The sequence below is a fragment of the Pantoea sp. Lij88 genome, assembly GCF_030062155.1.
Lineage (GTDB): Bacteria > Pseudomonadota > Gammaproteobacteria > Enterobacterales > Enterobacteriaceae > Pantoea.
Window position 1 is genome coordinate 387501 of record NZ_CP118269.1, and the last position, 15341, is coordinate 402841.

At 56.8% G+C, this 15341-nt stretch carries 15 protein-coding genes; 8 read left to right on the forward strand and 7 right to left on the reverse strand.

Going from position 1 to position 15341, the window contains the following annotated elements; genetic code table 11:
- Positions 1 to 17: 17 nt before the first annotated feature.
- From pckA to PU624_RS05640, 5 genes are all read right to left on the reverse strand, one after another.
- On the reverse strand, positions 18 to 1637 hold the full coding sequence (gene pckA / locus PU624_RS05620; protein ID WP_283546900.1) for a phosphoenolpyruvate carboxykinase (ATP): 1620 nt from the start codon (positions 1635 to 1637) through the stop codon (positions 18 to 20).
- A 369-nt stretch (positions 1638 to 2006) separates the two neighbouring features.
- Positions 2007 to 2873: an Hsp33 family molecular chaperone HslO gene (hslO, locus tag PU624_RS05625; protein WP_283546901.1), complete on the reverse strand. Its 867-nt coding sequence runs from the start codon at positions 2871 to 2873 to the stop codon at positions 2007 to 2009.
- Positions 2874 to 2923: 50 nt separating this feature from the next.
- Complete coding sequence (hslR, locus tag PU624_RS05630) at positions 2924 to 3325, reverse strand: ribosome-associated heat shock protein Hsp15 (protein WP_179898836.1); 402 nt, start codon at positions 3323 to 3325, stop codon at positions 2924 to 2926.
- Between the two features lie 13 nt (positions 3326 to 3338).
- Positions 3339 to 3986 carry a GMP/IMP nucleotidase gene (gene yrfG / locus PU624_RS05635; protein WP_283546902.1) on the reverse strand — a complete coding sequence of 216 codons (648 nt, stop codon included), beginning with the start codon at positions 3984 to 3986 and terminating at the stop codon, positions 3339 to 3341.
- Between the two features lie 56 nt (positions 3987 to 4042).
- The gene (locus tag PU624_RS05640) at positions 4043 to 6178 is read right to left on the reverse strand and encodes an intracellular growth attenuator family protein (protein ID WP_283546903.1); all 2136 of its coding nucleotides are present in this window, start codon (positions 6176 to 6178) and stop codon (positions 4043 to 4045) included.
- A 391-nt stretch (positions 6179 to 6569) separates the two neighbouring features.
- On the opposite strand from PU624_RS05640, the gene nudE reads away from it, so the two are divergent.
- Entirely contained in the window at positions 6570 to 7133 is a 564-nt protein-coding gene (nudE, locus tag PU624_RS05645; RefSeq protein WP_283546904.1) for an ADP compounds hydrolase NudE, read from the forward strand.
- Positions 7134 to 7199: 66 nt separating this feature from the next.
- Here the strand turns inward: nudE and mrcA are convergent, their stop codons facing one another.
- A complete protein-coding gene (gene mrcA, locus PU624_RS05650) occupies positions 7200 to 9749 on the reverse strand; it encodes a peptidoglycan glycosyltransferase/peptidoglycan DD-transpeptidase MrcA (RefSeq protein WP_283546905.1) in 2550 nt (849 codons plus the stop codon).
- A gap of 117 nt (positions 9750 to 9866) precedes the next feature.
- Between mrcA and pilM the strand changes: the two genes are divergently transcribed.
- From pilM to hofQ, 5 genes are read left to right on the forward strand one after another with little or no spacing between them, the layout of a single operon-like run.
- Positions 9867 to 10673, forward strand: a complete 807-nt coding sequence (pilM, locus tag PU624_RS05655; protein ID WP_283546906.1) for a type IV pilus biogenesis protein PilM — start codon at positions 9867 to 9869, stop codon at positions 10671 to 10673.
- The gene (locus PU624_RS05660) at positions 10673 to 11215 is read left to right on the forward strand and encodes a PilN domain-containing protein (RefSeq protein WP_283546907.1); all 543 of its coding nucleotides are present in this window, start codon (positions 10673 to 10675) and stop codon (positions 11213 to 11215) included. Before pilM ends, PU624_RS05660 begins: the two co-directional genes overlap by 1 nt.
- Complete coding sequence (locus PU624_RS05665; RefSeq protein ID WP_283546908.1) at positions 11208 to 11705, forward strand: HofO family protein; 498 nt, start codon at positions 11208 to 11210, stop codon at positions 11703 to 11705. Before PU624_RS05660 ends, PU624_RS05665 begins: the two co-directional genes overlap by 8 nt.
- Positions 11695 to 12078, forward strand: coding sequence for a DUF2531 domain-containing protein (locus tag PU624_RS05670; RefSeq protein ID WP_283546909.1), 384 nt, complete (start codon positions 11695 to 11697; stop codon positions 12076 to 12078). Before PU624_RS05665 ends, PU624_RS05670 begins: the two co-directional genes overlap by 11 nt.
- Positions 12017 to 13288, forward strand: coding sequence for a DNA uptake porin HofQ (gene hofQ / locus PU624_RS05675; protein WP_283546910.1), 1272 nt, complete (start codon positions 12017 to 12019; stop codon positions 13286 to 13288). The genes PU624_RS05670 and hofQ overlap by 62 nt, the downstream gene beginning before the upstream one ends.
- Before the next feature lie 100 nt (positions 13289 to 13388).
- On the opposite strand, the gene PU624_RS05680 is transcribed toward hofQ, so the two are convergent.
- Positions 13389 to 13553, reverse strand: a complete 165-nt coding sequence (locus tag PU624_RS05680) for a hypothetical protein (protein WP_283546911.1) — start codon at positions 13551 to 13553, stop codon at positions 13389 to 13391.
- A 97-nt stretch (positions 13554 to 13650) separates the two neighbouring features.
- Between PU624_RS05680 and aroK the strand changes: the two genes are divergently transcribed.
- Both aroK and aroB read left to right on the forward strand, forming a co-directional pair.
- Entirely contained in the window at positions 13651 to 14172 is a 522-nt protein-coding gene (gene aroK / locus PU624_RS05685; protein ID WP_003852989.1) for a shikimate kinase AroK, read from the forward strand.
- Positions 14173 to 14210: 38 nt separating this feature from the next.
- The gene (aroB, locus tag PU624_RS05690; protein ID WP_283546912.1) at positions 14211 to 15299 is read left to right on the forward strand and encodes a 3-dehydroquinate synthase; all 1089 of its coding nucleotides are present in this window, start codon (positions 14211 to 14213) and stop codon (positions 15297 to 15299) included.
- Positions 15300 to 15341: the final 42 nt, after the last annotated feature.

Below are 15341 nucleotides of genomic sequence, written 5' to 3' on the forward strand. Positions count from 1 at the left end.
TTGCCGCGCCGGTTCTTTTAGCGTTGCGGGCCGGCTTTCACCAGCGCAGCACCTGCGGCGTTATCGGTATACTTGTCGAAGTTATCAATAAAGCGCTGTGCCAGACCTTCGGCGGCAGCGGTCCACTTCTCTTCACTCTCCCAGCTACGACGCGGATCGAGCGTGTCACTATCCAGCTCGCCCAGCGCAACCGGCATCTGCAGATTAAAGATTGGCAGCGTTTCCGTCGGTGCATCATCCAGCTCACCGGCCAGGATCGCATTGATGATGGCGCGGGTATTCTTCAGTGAGATGCGTTTGCCACTGCCGTTCCAGCCGGTGTTCACCAGGTATGCCTGCGCACCGGATGCCTCCATCCGCTTCACCAGCACTTCAGCGTACTGCGTCGGATGCAGCGTCAGGAATGCCGCGCCGAAACAGGCGGAGAAGGTTGGGGTCGGCTCCGTCACGCCACGCTCGGTACCGGCCAGTTTGGCGGTGAATCCTGACAGGAAATGATACTGGGTTTGCTCCGGCGTCAGACGTGAAACCGGTGGCAGCACGCCAAACGCATCGGCGGTCAGGAAAATCACTTTTTTCGCGTGGCCCGCTTTTGAGACCGGCTGCACGATATTGTCGATGTGATTGATCGGGTAGGAGACGCGGGTGTTCTCTGTTTTGCTGCCGTCAGCGTAATCGATGCTGCCATCTTCACGCACCACCACGTTTTCCAGCAGCGCATTGCGGCGAATGGCACGGTAGATCTCCGGCTCAGCCTGCTCAGAAAGGTTGATGGTTTTGGCGTAGCAGCCGCCTTCGAAGTTAAACACGCCATCGTCGTCCCAGCCGTGCTCATCATCGCCGATCAGCTGGCGGTCAGGGTCGGTGGAGAGGGTGGTTTTGCCGGTGCCAGAGAGGCCAAAGAAGACCGCCACATCACCCGCTTTACCGACGTTAGCTGAACAGTGCATTGAAGCAATGCCTTTCAGCGGCAGCAGGTAGTTCATGATGGCGAACAGACCTTTCTTCATCTCGCCGCCGTACCAGGTTCCGCCAATCAGCTGCATGCGTTCAGTCAGATTGAAGGCGACAAAGTTCTCAGAGTGCAGACCCTGCGCCTGCCAGTCAGGATTGGTGCATTTGGCTCCGTTCATCACCACAAAGTCGGGTTTGAAGTCGGCCAGCTCAGCGTCGGTAGGCTGGATGAACATGTTCTTCACGAAGTGAGCCTGCCAGGCCACTTCGGTGACAAAACGTACGCTCAGACGTGAATCGGCATTGGCACCGCAGAACGCATCCACAACAAACAGACGCTTGCCGGAAAGCTGGCGGGTGACGCAGCTTTTCAGCGCGTTCCAGGTTTCCTGCGACAGAGGCTGATTGTCGTTTTTGCCGGTGCCCTGGTCGTTCCACCACAGGGTATCGCGCGTGGTGTCATCACGCACAATGTACTTATCCTTAGGCGATCGCCCGGTGAAAATCCCGGTGTCTACTGCAATCGCGCCGCTCTGCGTCAGGGTGCCACGAGCAAAACCTTCGAGGTCCGGGCGCGTCTCTTCCTGAAATAGCGTGTCGTAATCAGGGTTGTAAACCACTTCCGTGGTATCCACGATGCCCAAAGCGGCAAGGTCTTGCGAGGTCAGGCCGTTAACGCGCATTTTACTGCTCCTTAAATCGGTGTCTGTTCTGCAAAGCAGAGATAGGTTGGGATCGTGCCAACCGGCTGTTGCATCAGGTGCGGCGAATCACTGACAGTTCACTGCGCTTCGTCACGACAGCCTGCATAGAGAACCGGACTTTTCAGGGCATCTGCCTCTGGCTTCCGGGCGTTTGCACGATCGCGCGCAGTTTACTCTTCTGCGTTAGGGGAAAAAGGGCAGTGATCTAAAAATGCGACTCAGGGCGCGTTAAGGCTATGTTTCGAACGTTTAAAAGATGTTATGAAAGTAAAAAAAGATAATTTGTCTGGAAAATTATGGGGATAGGCAGAGGGAGAGGAGGAGGGGCGGCAGAAGCCGCCCGATCAATCAGTGCAGGCGGTCGTTATTCTCAAGGGAGTGGCTGCGGATACCGGCGATATCGACGGCATCAAACACGTAGTTTGAACCGCAATAGTCACAGTGCATGTCGATTTTGCCATCTTCCGCGATGATCTCATCCACTTCTTCCTGCGGCAGCGTGGTCAGCACTTCACCACAGCGTTCACGCGAGCAGGTGCATTTGTAGATCACCGGCTGCGGATCGTAGAGGGTGACCTCTTCCTGATGATAGAGACGCCACAGCGCTTCGTTCGCAGGCAGATCGATCAGCTCTTCCGTTTTAATGGTTTCTGTCAGAGTCGCCAGATGCTCGAAGACCTCTTTCTCCGTATCCTGCGCGGGCATGACCTGCAGCAGAATCCCGGCGGCGCCTTTGTCGCTGGTGCGGATGAACAGACGCGTTGGCAGCTGTTCTGAGCGCATGAAGTAATCTTCCAGGCACTCGGCCAGGGTTTCACCCTCCAGTCCGACCACACCCTGATAACGCTCACCCTTCTCCGGGGAGATGGTGATCACCAGATAGCCATTGCCGACCATGCTTTTCAGGGTGCTGTCGTCGGGGATGTCGCCTTTAACACGCGCCACGCCACGCAGTTCCTGGTTGTTGTTACCGTTGATGACGGCCAGCGACAGCGGACCGTCACCCTGTAGCTGCACGGTAATTTCGCCATCGAACTTCAGCGTGGCGGTCAGCAGGCTGGTCGCGACCAGCATCTCACCCAGCAGCGTTTTAACCGGTGCCGGATAGTCGTGGTTCTTCACGGTTTCACGCCAGGTGTCAGAGACGTTCACCAGCTCGCCGCGCACGGCGGCATTTTCAAACAGATAACGGTGCAGTTGATCCTGGACTGACATATTTTTTTCTCTCACTGGAACGGGGTGATGGTGCGTCAGCAAAGACGGCGTTATTCATCGCCCGATAATTTAAACTTCATCAAATCGCGACGCTCTTTTTTGTCAGGTCGCCGATCGGGATGGGGCATAGTCAGCGCATTCATTTTGCGCGCCTGCGCCATTTTTTCGCGTTTTTCAATGCTGGCATCGGTTTCGCGATAGAGCTGCTGGGCCTCGCTGGCGGGACGGCGCTGCGCGCTGATGTCCGCGACGATCACGGTGCGTTCATCGTTGCCCTGACGCAGTGTCAGTTCCGCATTCAGCTCCACCACTTTGCCAGGCTTGCTGCGCTGGCCGTTATAATGGACTTTGCCGCCTTCAATCATCTCCCGCGCAATCGCCCGGGTTTTGTAGAAGCGCGCGGCCCACAGCCACTTGTCGAGGCGAACCTCTTCGCTGCTTTTCTCTTTCATTGCTGCTCCTGACTCAGATCAGCGTCCGGTAATCGCCGGTGGCGCGGTGACGCTGAAAGATTTGCTCAGGACGCCCCGAATCGGGGTTCTTTACGCCTAAGCACCAGCCGATGCCCCATAGCTTTGCAGCATCCAGAATCACTTCGCTATCATCGATAAACAGCGTGCGCGGCGCAGAAAAGCCCGTGTGCTGTTGTACCGCCTGCCATAAACGTTGGTCTTCTTTCGGATACCCAAAGGTATGGGTGGAAAGTAATAAATCAAGGTGTGGCGCTAAACCTGTCTGCGCCAGTTTGACGTCCAGATTATAAGGATGCGCGTTGGTCAGCAGGATGGTGGACTTGCCCGCGCGGCGCAGCGCCTGCAAAAAAGGCAGCGTATCGTCACGCAGCGCGACACGGCTGCGCATCGCCAGCGTCATGGCACGGATATCCAGCGCCAGTGCGTCTGCCCAGTAATCCAGACAATACCAGTTTAGCGTATGGGCGACGGCCTGATACTTTTCCGCGATGATTGCGTCGGCATCCGCCCGGCTGATGCCGCGTTGCTGGCTGAGCTCTTCAGGCACATGTTCCAGCCAGAAGTGACGATCAAACGCCAAATCCAGCAGCGTGCCATCCATGTCGAGCAGCACGGTATCAATCTCAGACCAGTTGAGCATCCAGGTTCACCCTGTAAAAAAAAACCGGGCGACAGGGTAGCACAGAAGGGCAGGGGTCAGAATATCGAGCGCACACCCTGCAAAGTGCCGAGGTTATGGTTGAAGCACTTCTCGTAGTATTGCTGGATATCGATCATGCGCTGGCGATTACGGTGCATACGGCGCAGCGCCAGTAACCCGTTGATGACAGCGCAGGTGAGCAGTACCAGCAGCAGCAGGACGGTGCCGAGATAGCGCCACTGCGCCATGGCATCCGGCTCATTGTGCAGCACGATATGACGCGTGCCGTTGGCATCGGTTGAAATGCCGGTGATGATGCCGCTGGCGCTGAAAGGCGTATGCAGCAGCATGGCGGAGATACGTTGCAGCTCGCGCCACTGAGAAGGCGGGTCGAGATCAAACAGTGACACGGTGGGCTGCGGCTGATTCACCAGCTGGCGACCTTCGTCGCTGACAATCAGGAATCCCCCAGGCGGCGGGCTGTTAAGATTTTCTGCCGCACGACGGGTTTCACGGAAGAAGAAGGTCGAGGTGGCGGTATTGACCAGGTTTTCCAGCGCTTCGGCACTCACCGGGCGCAGCAGCACGTTCATGCCGTTTAACTGGCCGGAATCTGCGCGGCGCATCAGCGCTTCCCAGTCTTTGGCGTTGCCCAGGTTTACCAGCGCATTTTTCAGGCGCATACAATCCTGGGGCTGATTGCAGAGATCCTGCGTTTTCATCACCAGGTCTGAGAAGTCATCCAGCAGGATCATGCCGGACTTCTGAATCGCGGACGCCAGCTGCGGGTTCAGTTTAGGGTCGGTATTGGTTTCCGGATGCAGCTGCTTTGTGGTGGTCTCCAGCAGCGCCGAGGCTTTATCAATAATGTCTGACTGCGGCTGCGGTAACGGCGTGGCGTTATTCCAGTAAACCGCCGAGCAGTCGAACGGCATATAGGCGTAGCTGCGGTTGCTCTGGTAGTTGTCCGGCACCGAACACATGCCGGTCCCGCTCACCTTGAGATTGTCGCCAATGTTCAGCGCTACGCTGCTGAGTTTATCGACACTGCTGACTTCCAGGCTGTCGGTGCCCCTGGCCCAGGCCAGACTGAGCTTGATCGGCATGCTGAGCGGGATCCAGGTGACAAGCATAATCAGCACCATCAGCGAACCACAGGCCAGCACCACGTTTTTACGCCAGCGCTGAATAGGGAAGTTTTTGACTTCATCCTGCAGCGACAGGAAGCGACCCTGACGCACGACCTGACGGTTGAGGTAGATTTCGACATCGGTTACCTGCCCGAGATCGTGCGCCACATAGGGCTGCCAGTGCGGCGGATAGGCGAGGTCGATAATCCCGAGCGTGATGTTGCTCTGCTCCTGGTTCGATTCGCTGAACAGGCCCCAGCGCTTTGGCGCGCCGCGCAGGCAGTGTATGTCACGCAGGCCACGTTCACCGGGAATGCGATAGAGCAGCCACAGGCTGGCGCCAATCATGACGGTACCGGTCAGCACCAGCCAGATCATCAGCGTGGTGGGCACTAACAGACTGAAGAAGAAGAGTAAGAAAGCCAGGGAGATCATCACCGCTTCACGCGTGCCGTCGGGCCGCGACAGGCGATACTCTTCCGCGGTCTCTTTACGCACCTGCAGCAGTTCAACGTTTTCGGTTTCCGCTTTGCGGATAGAGGCATTGGTCGACACCGGACGCATCAGCGTCGGCAGTGATTGCTGATCCACGGCGTAATCCACCAGCGAGTGGCCGTTCAGCGAGATGACCAGCGGAATAGATTGGGTGCGGATTAACTCGACGTAGTTTTCGTCGGTGATGTACTGCTCCCACAGCGGCGGCAGATGAACTTCAACTTCATCCAGATAGTAGCGCCATTTATGGGGATCGTCTGTGGAGAGGCCGTAGCGGGTAATCGCGCGGGTAACCGGATAGACATTGTTGCTCTGCGCCGTCAGCGTCAGACGTTCAGACGCGCTTCGCTTATCGGCAGTCACCGGGGTACGCAGTTGTTTTTCCAGCGCGGCGACATACTTATCGACAGCCTCACGCTCCTGCGCAGAAAGCTTACGGCAGGGCGGACTGATGAATGGCAGCGGTTTCGCCAACGGCGGACGATGCCGCATAGCGTACCAGAACCCCATGCCTGCCAGGATTGAACAGGTCAGCACTATGGCCAGGATCATCAAGATTGTGCTCATGCTCTGCTCAATTCAGCCAAAATGCTGCCTTAACTTTAAACTTTCGCTTTCGGTTATGCTCACTATAAAAGAGGCAATCCGGAAGATTATATAACCCTGAGGAGTCAGACACCCGATGAAATAGTGCCAGCGTATATCTGATTGGCATTTGTTAAACCCTGCCTTGTCCGAATGGTAACCGGCACAGACTGGATTAAATATCGGTATTATCTGAAACTTATCGCAGCATATTGACTAATGCAAATTTAGTCTTAACTGATAACCAAAGGCTGTTATTCAATCGCTTTAATTTGTGCAACGATAACGTCACTGTCTGACTGTCGCACAATTGCCTGTGGTTAGGTATGCTAATTCGCTACTGATAGCCGGCGCAGAATAATTTGAGGCTGATATGAAAATTCCAAAAAAACCTGACATCCTCAATATCACCGCCGTGGCACGTTCACGGTTATTCACCATTGAATCGGTCGATCTGGCTTTCAGCAATGGTGCGCATCGCGTCTATGAGCGGATGAAGCCCTCAGAGCGTGAAGCGGTGATGATTGTGCCGATTATTGATGACCATCTGATCCTGATTCAGGAATACGCCGTCGGACTGGAAACCTATGAACTTGGTTTCCCGAAAGGGCTGATCGATTCAGGTGAAACCGTGAATGAAGCGGCGGTTCGCGAATTAAAAGAAGAGGTCGGTTTTGGTGCTGACCAGTTGACTACGCTGGGCAAGCTCACCATGGCGCCCTCTTACTTTTCCAGCAAAATGAATATTGTGATAGCGGAAGGTCTCTACGCCGAAAAGCTGGAAGGCGATGAGCCGGAGCCGCTGATTATCCACCGCTGGCCGCTGAGCGATATGCTGTCGCTGCTGGAAGAACCCGATTTCCGTGAGGCGCGCAATGTCAGTGCGCTATTTATGGCGCGCGAATGGCTGGTGAAGCAGGGACGACTGAATTACTGATGCGTCACTGAATAAAAAAGGCCGACTGATGTCGGCCTTTTTTATTGTGCAATGACTGACATTACATCAGAACAACTCGTGACTCTCGCCGTTATCCATAATGGTCGTACCCACATCATGAACCGAATATTCGGTTGGCTGGGTGCCATTGATGAAGTATTCCTGACGGGTATTCCCTCCGCCATTTGCCAGCTTGCCGGTGCTGCGATCGATGGTCACCGTCACCACGCCATCCGGTGGCGTTAACGGCTGCACCGGAACACCGTCCAGCGCGCTCTTCATATATTCATCCCATGCCGGTTGCGCACTCTTCGCGCCGCCTTCATAGCCCGAAATCTGATCGGGAATCGCACCGGAAAGCGTGCTGCGGCCCAGATTGCGGCGCGCATCATCAAAGCCGATCCAGACAGAGGTCACCACGCCAGGGCCGTAACCTGAGAACCAGGCATCTTTCGAGCTGTTGGTGGTACCGGTTTTGCCGCCGATATCATTACGCTTGAGGTCACGCCCGGCACGCCAGCCGGTTCCCATCCAGCCCGGTTCGCCGAAGATGTTACTGTTCAGCGCACTCCTGATCAGGAAGCTGAGCGGGGTGTTGATCACGTGGGGGGCGTACTGCTGATCACCCTGTTGTGCCTGCGCCGGAACCTGCTCCAGTTCAGGCTGAGGAACCGCCTGATTCTGGTTGGTATTTGAGGCGGCCACGTTCTCGACGCTCTCTTCATTAAGCGCCAGCGCTTTTTTGGTCTCGCCGTAGATCACCGGCAGATTACACTGCGGACAGGCGATCTTCGGTTTCTCTTCAAAGACGGTGCCGCCCTGTTCGTTCTCAATTTTCTTAATGAAGTAAGGATCGACCAGGAAGCCGCCATTCGCCATCACGGAGTAGCCACGCACCACCTGTAACGGTGTGAATGAGGCTGCACCCAGTGCCAGCGACTCGGTGTGAACAATGTTCTGCGCCGGGAAACCAAAGCGCTGCAGATACTCTGCGGCGTAATCCACGCCCATCGCACGCATCGCACGCACCATCACCACGTTTTTCGACTGACCTAATCCCTGACGCAGACGAATCGGACCATCGTAAGTAGGCGGTGAGTTCTTCGGACGCCAGTCCGCACCGGCACCCGCATCCCAGCGTGAAATCGGCACGTCGTTCAGGATAGAGGCGAGCGTCAGCCCGCGATCCATAGCGGCGGTATAGAGGAAAGGTTTGATGTTAGAACCGACCTGGCGCAACGCCTGGGTCGCACGGTTAAACATGCTCTGGTTAAAGGCGAAACCGCCCACCAGCGCGCGTACCGCACCATCATTCGGATCCAGTGAGACCAGCGCCGAGTTCACATCCGGCACCTGACCCAGCCACCATTCGTCTCCGACTTTGCGCACCCAGATCTGCTGGCCAGCCTGCAGAACCTGCGTCACGCTTTTCGGCGTCGGGCCCTGCACGGTGTCAGACTTATAAGGACGCGCCCAGCGCACACCGGCTAAAGCCAGCGACACATTGCTGCCATCCTGCATCATCACGGTCGCTTCATCGCTGCGCGCTTCAGTAACCACGGCCGGATGGAGCGGACCATAGACCGGCAGCACCTTCAGCGCTTTCTCAATCTTCGTCTGATCCCAGGCCGGTTCACCCACTTTCCACAGGACGCTGGTCGGGCCGCGATAGCCATGACGCATATCGTAGGCCATAACGTTATTGCGCACGGAGGTCTGTGCGGCTTCCTGCAGGCGGCGGGTCACCGTGGTGTAGACCTTGTAACCGTCGGTGTAGGCATTGTCGCCGTAGCGCTTCACCATCTCCTGACGCACCATCTCGCTGAGATAAGGGGCAGAGAAGGCGATTTCCGGACCGTGATACTTCGCCACCAGCGGCGTATTACGGGCTTCGTCATACTGCTGCTGCGTGATGTAATGCTGATCCAGCATACGCGCCAGTACGACGTTACGGCGCGACAGGGCACGACTCGGCGAGTACAGCGGGTTAAAGGTGGACGGCGCTTTCGGCAGACCGGCAATCATCGCCATCTCACTCAGCGACAGCTGGTCAACCGGCTTACCAAAATAGACCTGTGAGGCGGCACCGACGCCATAAGCGCGGTAGCCCAGGTAGATCTTATTCAGGTAGAGCTCAAGGATTTCATCTTTATTCAGCAACTGCTCAATGCGGATCGCCAGGAACGCTTCCTTTATCTTACGCATCAGGGTGCGTTCCGGACTCAGGAAGAAGTTTCGGGCCAGCTGCTGAGTGATGGTACTGGCACCCTGCGAGGCATGACCGGAGACCAGCGCAATGCTGGCCGCACGGAAAATACCCACCGGATCCACACCATGGTGCTCATAAAAACGGCTGTCTTCGGTCGCAATAAACGCTTTCACCATCACAGGTGGCACTTGCTGCAGAGTCAAAGGGATACGGCGCATTTCGCCATACTGGGCGATTAAATCGCCATCGGCGCTGTAAACCTGCATAGGGGTTTGCAGACGCACATCTTTCAGCGTGTTCACGTCGGGCAGCTGTGGCTCTATGTATTTGTATAAACCATAAATCGAGCCAGCTCCCAACAGGATGCAACACACTGTAAGGATCAAGAGATACTTTACGAACTTCACCTGGAATTTCCCATCTGTTGTCGTTTGAGCAGTTTATAAACAACCGCGCGGTAGTATAAAGGCAAGCCAGACGCTTTGATATGTCCATCTTTCCCGGACGATAAGGAGATCGCGCGCATGGCTTTTCATACCTGGCAAATTGGGCTGGATATTCAGAATAGGCAGATTTGTGCCCTGGCCCTCCAGCCTCGTCGTGATGGCTGGCAGCTACGCCACTGGTGGCAGCAGCGGCTGCCGCAAGATACGTTAAGAAACGGCGTGCTGCAATCTTCGCCTGAATTACTGGCGGCCTTAATGGCCTGGCGTCAGCGGTTACCTCGTCGTTACTCACTGCGGGTCGCACTGCCCGCGCGGCTGGTGCTGCAGCGCCAGCTTCCTCTGCCTGCGCAGTCACTCAATGAACCCGCGCTGGGGCACTACGTGCAGGCGGCCGCGCGCCGTCTCTTTCCGCTGGAGCCGACGGCGCTGGCGCTGGACTACCGGCCGGATGCACAGAGCGGCCAGCTTTGCGTCACGGCCGCGCGGCTGGAGATTATCGACCAGTGGGCAGCACCGCTGTTGAAGGCGGGATTAAAGCCGCAGGTATTCGAACTGACTACCGAAGCGCTGAAGCGCTTAGCCCGGCAGGCCGCACTGCAGGAGGGTACGGTGCTGGTCCTGCAGCAGGATAATCGCTGGCTCTGGAGCGATACGGACACTGCAACGGACAGCGGTGAAGCCACCACCCTTGAGGCACTGCAACAGCAGGCCTTCCCCGACGCCCGTTCAGTTGCCTGGTGTACAGCAGATGAGTGTGCACTGCCCGCTGACGTCATCGCGTTTTCCCCTTTTGATCTCTTTCGTTATAAGCAGCCGCCCCTGCCGGAGAATCCGGGGGCCTTTGCGCTGGCTGCCGGTCTGGCCCTGCGCGATGGAGATGCCTGATGGTGGCGGTCAATCTGCTGCCCTGGCGGCAGCGCCGTCGGCAACAGCAGCGGCGGCAGAGCCTGATGGTCATGTCACTGATGCTGGCTGCTCTGTTACTGGTAGTGATGCAGCAGACAGGGCGAATTCATCAGGCGCGTCAGCAGGTGGCGCAGGCGGGCAGGGTGAAGCAGCAGGCGCTGGCCACGCTGGGACAAGAGTTAGCCCGGCAGAAGCAGTTACTGACACAGCTGGCGGTCGCACAAAAGCAACAGGCAAAGCAGCGCCAGCAGGTGGCACAACTGGCAGCCTGGCACCAGTTCTGGCTCGATTTACCGGCGCTGCTACCCGATACCGCCTGGCTGATCCGGCTGGAGAAGCGCGACAACCGGCTGACCCTGGAGGGGCTGGCGCAGGATATGGCGTCGGTGCGGCAGTTCCGCCAGCAGTTAACCACCGTCGCCCTGTTTGGTCAGGTGAAGCAGGGCGGGGTTAAACGTCAGGCGGGTGGCAGTTATCGTTTTTCACTGCGGGCCGAAGTTCAGGAGGTCGCTGATGAATGAGTGCTGGGAACGCTGGTGGCAGATGGCTGCTCTTCCGCGCTACGGCTTACTCGCCGCTCTCTTATCCGGCCTGTTGCTGCTCTCCTGGCTTTTGTGGTTACGGCCACAGCAGCAGGCGCTGACCGGGGAACAGCAGGCCCTGTTGCAGTGGAGTCGCACTCTGGCGCAGCGCCAGCAGCAGTGGCGTCAGAACCCGGATAATGCGCAGTTGCAGGCGCAACTGCAGTCGATACAGATCGCCAGACCTGCATCGGGCGCATCGGGCCGCGCAGTGGAGGCGATTCTGGCGGCACGCCGTAACCAGCTGGAGGAGTGGCAGCCGGATGCGTCTTCCCGCCTGCTGACGCTGCATCTGCAGTGGCCGGCGTTTCAGTCGCTTTTTGCCGAGCTCGCCGATGCCTCCGCGCCGTTTCCGGTGCACTTTCAGCTGCTGGCGCAGCCGCAGTTCCTGATCGCTCAACTCTGGCTGGAGCCTGACGATGCGCCATAGCCTGCTGATTTTACTGCTGTGCTGTGGCGGTGTGCTGGCGCGTGATCCGTTCCGGCCGGTTGCCGGTTCAGTTTGTGAGGCGTTGGTGGAACCGCTCAAAGGCTGGCGTCTGCAGGGGATCATTGGTCGTGAGGCGCATTTCCATGCCTGGCTGCTGAGTCCGCAGGGAGAGAGCGTCATCGCCCGCACCGGCAAGCCCTTTCCCGTATCGCCCTGGCAACCCGCTGATATGACCCGCCGTAGCATCACCTTCGCGGTGCCGGATAGCTGCACCGCACAACAGACCGCATTTTATTTAAAAGGACGTTCGCATGATAAGGATAGCCACCCTGCTGCTGGTCATCAGCTGTCTGCTGCCGGTACACGCCGCTGATGAAGAACCGCTCAGCCTGACATTTGATAATGCGCCGGTAGAACGTATTTTACAGGCGCTGGCAGACTATCAGCAGATCAATCTGATGATTGCGCCAGAGGTTGAAGGTTCGTTATCGCTGCGGCTGGATAACCTGCCGTGGCATCAGGCGCTGGATTTGGTGGCGCGCATGGCAAAGCTGACGCTGATAGAACAGGATAATGTCCTGCTGGTCTATCCGGAGAGCTGGCAGCAGGCTCAGCAGCAGGCACGGGAAGCGGAGCAGCAGGAGCGGTTACAGCAGACGCCATTGCAGCAGCGCGTCGTGATAGTGCGCTATGCCAGTGCCAGTGAGGTGCATGCCAGCCTGCTGAGGGAACGACAGTCGCTGATGACTGAGCGCGGCAGCGTGACGGTCGATAAACGCACCAACGCTCTGTTGCTGCGCGATACGGCGGCGGCTTTGGAAGAGACGGAACGCTGGATACGGGCGCTGGACCTGCCACTGGAGCAGATTGAGCTGTCGGCGCACATCGTCACCATCAGCGAAGAGCATCTGCAGGAACTGGGCGTGAAATGGGGATTGCAGGCGGGGGATGCCGCAGTGACGGATATCCTGCATCATCCCCGGCTGGATATTCCGCTGGCGGTCAGTTCACCGGGCGTCAGCGTGGGTATGGCGCTGGCGCGTATCGGCGGCCAGCTTCTGGATCTGGAGTTAAGTGCGCTGGAGCAGGAGAACCAGATCGACATCATCGCCAGTCCACGTCTTTTTACCTCACATCAGCAGACCGCCTCGATTAAGCAGGGCACTGAAATCCCTTATGAAGTGTCAGCAGGAAACAGCGGTGCCACCAGTATTGAGTTCAAAGAAGCCGTGCTGGGCATGGAGGTGACACCGACCATTTCCGGCAATGGTCGCATCCAGCTGAAAATCCATATCAGTCAGAATATGCCGGGTCGCAGCATCAGAACCGGTAATAGCGACATATTATCCATTGATAAACAGGAAATTGAGACTCAGGTCACGGTCAGTGACGGGCAAACTCTGGCATTAGGCGGTATCTTTCAGCAGCAGCGTAGTCGTGGCGCAAATAAGGTGCCGCTGCTGGGAAATGTGCCACTGATTGGCGGGTTGTTTCGTCAGCAAACGGAGCAGCGCAAAAAAAGAGAGCTGGTAATCTTCATTACGCCGCGATTGGTCAGGGAAGCAGCGCTTACGGCTGGATAAAACGGAAAATGCGTCCCTTAAGGCCATCTGCGTTGACGCAGGAGAGGAATTAGCTTACAAGGTTTAGCGATTTTCAATACGGTGTAACCGTCTATGCTGGTTAAATTCCGGCAAACAGATCAGAAAACTCCTCTGTAAGCAGCGTTGTAAAGACGCAGCGCTGGCGCGTTACAGTTTCGCGAACACAGGCCAATTCAGAAATGGATGTGCTGAAGGCAATATAATCGGTTGCCAAACAGCCTTGAGTGTTGAGATAATTTTTCATCTGACTCTTGCTAACGCTCATGAGGTCTCAGTTCCTGTCCCGCCAGCAAATGCTGAACGCGGGGTATCATTAACGAATTCTTAGTAATACCGACAAAATGGCAGAGAAACGCAATATCTTTCTGGTTGGGCCGATGGGTGCCGGCAAAAGCACTATTGGCCGTCAGTTGGCTCAGCAACTCAACATGGAGTTCTTCGATTCCGATCAGGAAATTGAGCGACGCACCGGAGCGGATGTGGGCTGGGTTTTTGATGTCGAAGGCGAAGCTGGCTTTCGCGATCGCGAAGAAAAAATCATTAACGAACTGACCGAGAAGCAAGGCATCGTCCTGGCGACAGGCGGTGGTTCCGTCAAATCCCGGGAAACGCGTAATCGTCTCTCCGCCCGCGGTGTTGTGGTTTATCTTGAAACCACCATCGAGAAGCAACTGGCGCGCACTCAACGTGACAAAAAACGTCCGTTGCTGCAGGTGGATTCACCGCCGCGCGAAGTGCTCGAAGCGCTGGCTGGCGAACGTAACCCGCTCTACGAAGAGATCGCCGATGTAACCATTCGCACAGATGATCAGAGTGCGAAAGTGGTGGCGAATCAGATTATCCACATGTTGGAAAAAAGTTGATCCAACGTTCGAAGGCTCTTTAACAGGTATCGAGCATCATGGAGAAGATCACCGTCTCACTGGGGGAACGCAGTTACCCCATCACTATCGCCGCCGGACTGTTTAACGATCCGGCTTCTTTTTGGCCGCTAACTGCGGGCGAAAACGCCATGGTGGTGACTAACCAGACGCTGGCTCCGCTCTATCTTGACCCGCTGACAGCGCGACTGACGGCGGCAGGTGTAAAAGTGGATCAGGTGATCTTACCCGACGGCGAGCAATATAAGACGCTGGCCGTGATGGATCAGGTTTTTACCGCACTCCTGCAAAAGCCGCATGGTCGTGATACGACGCTTGTCGCCTTAGGCGGCGGCGTCATTGGCGATCTTACCGGTTTTGCTGCGGCCAGTTATCAGCGTGGCGTACGCTTTATCCAGGTACCGACCACCTTACTGTCGCAGGTTGATTCTTCGGTTGGCGGTAAAACGGCCGTTAACCATCCGCTGGGCAAAAACATGATCGGCGCGTTTTATCAACCCGCGTCGGTGGTGATTGATACGGCCTGTCTGAAGACGCTGCCCGCGCGCGAACTGGCGTCTGGTCTGGCGGAAGTCATTAAGTACGGCATCATCCTCGACGGTGCGTTTTTCCAGTGGCTGGAGCAGAATCTTGATGCTCTGCTGGCGCTGGATGAACAGGCGCTGTCGTACTGCATTCGTCGCTGTTGTGAACTGAAAGCCGAGGTTGTAGCGGCCGATGAGCGTGAAAACGGTCAGCGGGCCTTGCTTAATCTGGGCCATACTTTTGGTCATGCGATTGAAGCGCACATGGGCTACGGCAACTGGCTGCACGGTGAAGCGATTGCGGCGGGCATGGTGATGGCCGCGCGCACGGCTGAACGTCTGGGGCAGTTCCGGGCGGATGAGACCGACCGCATTATTGCCCTGTTCCGTCGTGCCGGTTTACCGGTGCATGGGCCGCAGGCGATGAGCGCGGAGATGTATCTGCCGCACATGATGCGCGATAAGAAAGTTCTGGCGGGCGAACTGCGGCTGATACTGCCGCTGTCGATTGGCCGCTCTGAAGTGCGTGGTGGCGTGGCACATGATATGGTGCTGGCTGCAATTAACGATTGTCAGCAACCCTGAGATTAAGCAGTTGAGTGGTGACGCGGCGCGCAGGGTGCGCAG

Coding starts and splice junctions, on each gene's coding strand:
- hofQ (WP_283546910.1), top strand. CDS start 12,017: ATGATAAGGATAGCCACCCTGCTGCTGGTCATCAGCTGTCTGCTGCCG.
- PU624_RS05660 (WP_283546907.1), top strand. CDS start 10,673: ATGGTGGCGGTCAATCTGCTGCCCTGGCGGCAGCGCCGTCGGCAACAG.
- PU624_RS05640 (WP_283546903.1), bottom strand. CDS start 6,178: ATGAGCACAATCTTGATGATCCTGGCCATAGTGCTGACCTGTTCAATC.
- nudE (WP_283546904.1), top strand. CDS start 6,570: ATGAAAATTCCAAAAAAACCTGACATCCTCAATATCACCGCCGTGGCA.
- PU624_RS05665 (WP_283546908.1), top strand. CDS start 11,208: ATGAATGAGTGCTGGGAACGCTGGTGGCAGATGGCTGCTCTTCCGCGC.
- aroK (WP_003852989.1), top strand. CDS start 13,651: ATGGCAGAGAAACGCAATATCTTTCTGGTTGGGCCGATGGGTGCCGGC.
- PU624_RS05680 (WP_283546911.1), bottom strand. CDS start 13,553: ATGAAAAATTATCTCAACACTCAAGGCTGTTTGGCAACCGATTATATT.
- yrfG (WP_283546902.1), bottom strand. CDS start 3,986: ATGCTCAACTGGTCTGAGATTGATACCGTGCTGCTCGACATGGATGGC.
- pilM (WP_283546906.1), top strand. CDS start 9,867: ATGGCTTTTCATACCTGGCAAATTGGGCTGGATATTCAGAATAGGCAG.
- hslR (WP_179898836.1), bottom strand. CDS start 3,325: ATGAAAGAGAAAAGCAGCGAAGAGGTTCGCCTCGACAAGTGGCTGTGG.
- pckA (WP_283546900.1), bottom strand. CDS start 1,637: ATGCGCGTTAACGGCCTGACCTCGCAAGACCTTGCCGCTTTGGGCATC.
- hslO (WP_283546901.1), bottom strand. CDS start 2,873: ATGTCAGTCCAGGATCAACTGCACCGTTATCTGTTTGAAAATGCCGCC.
- PU624_RS05670 (WP_283546909.1), top strand. CDS start 11,695: ATGCGCCATAGCCTGCTGATTTTACTGCTGTGCTGTGGCGGTGTGCTG.
- aroB (WP_283546912.1), top strand. CDS start 14,211: ATGGAGAAGATCACCGTCTCACTGGGGGAACGCAGTTACCCCATCACT.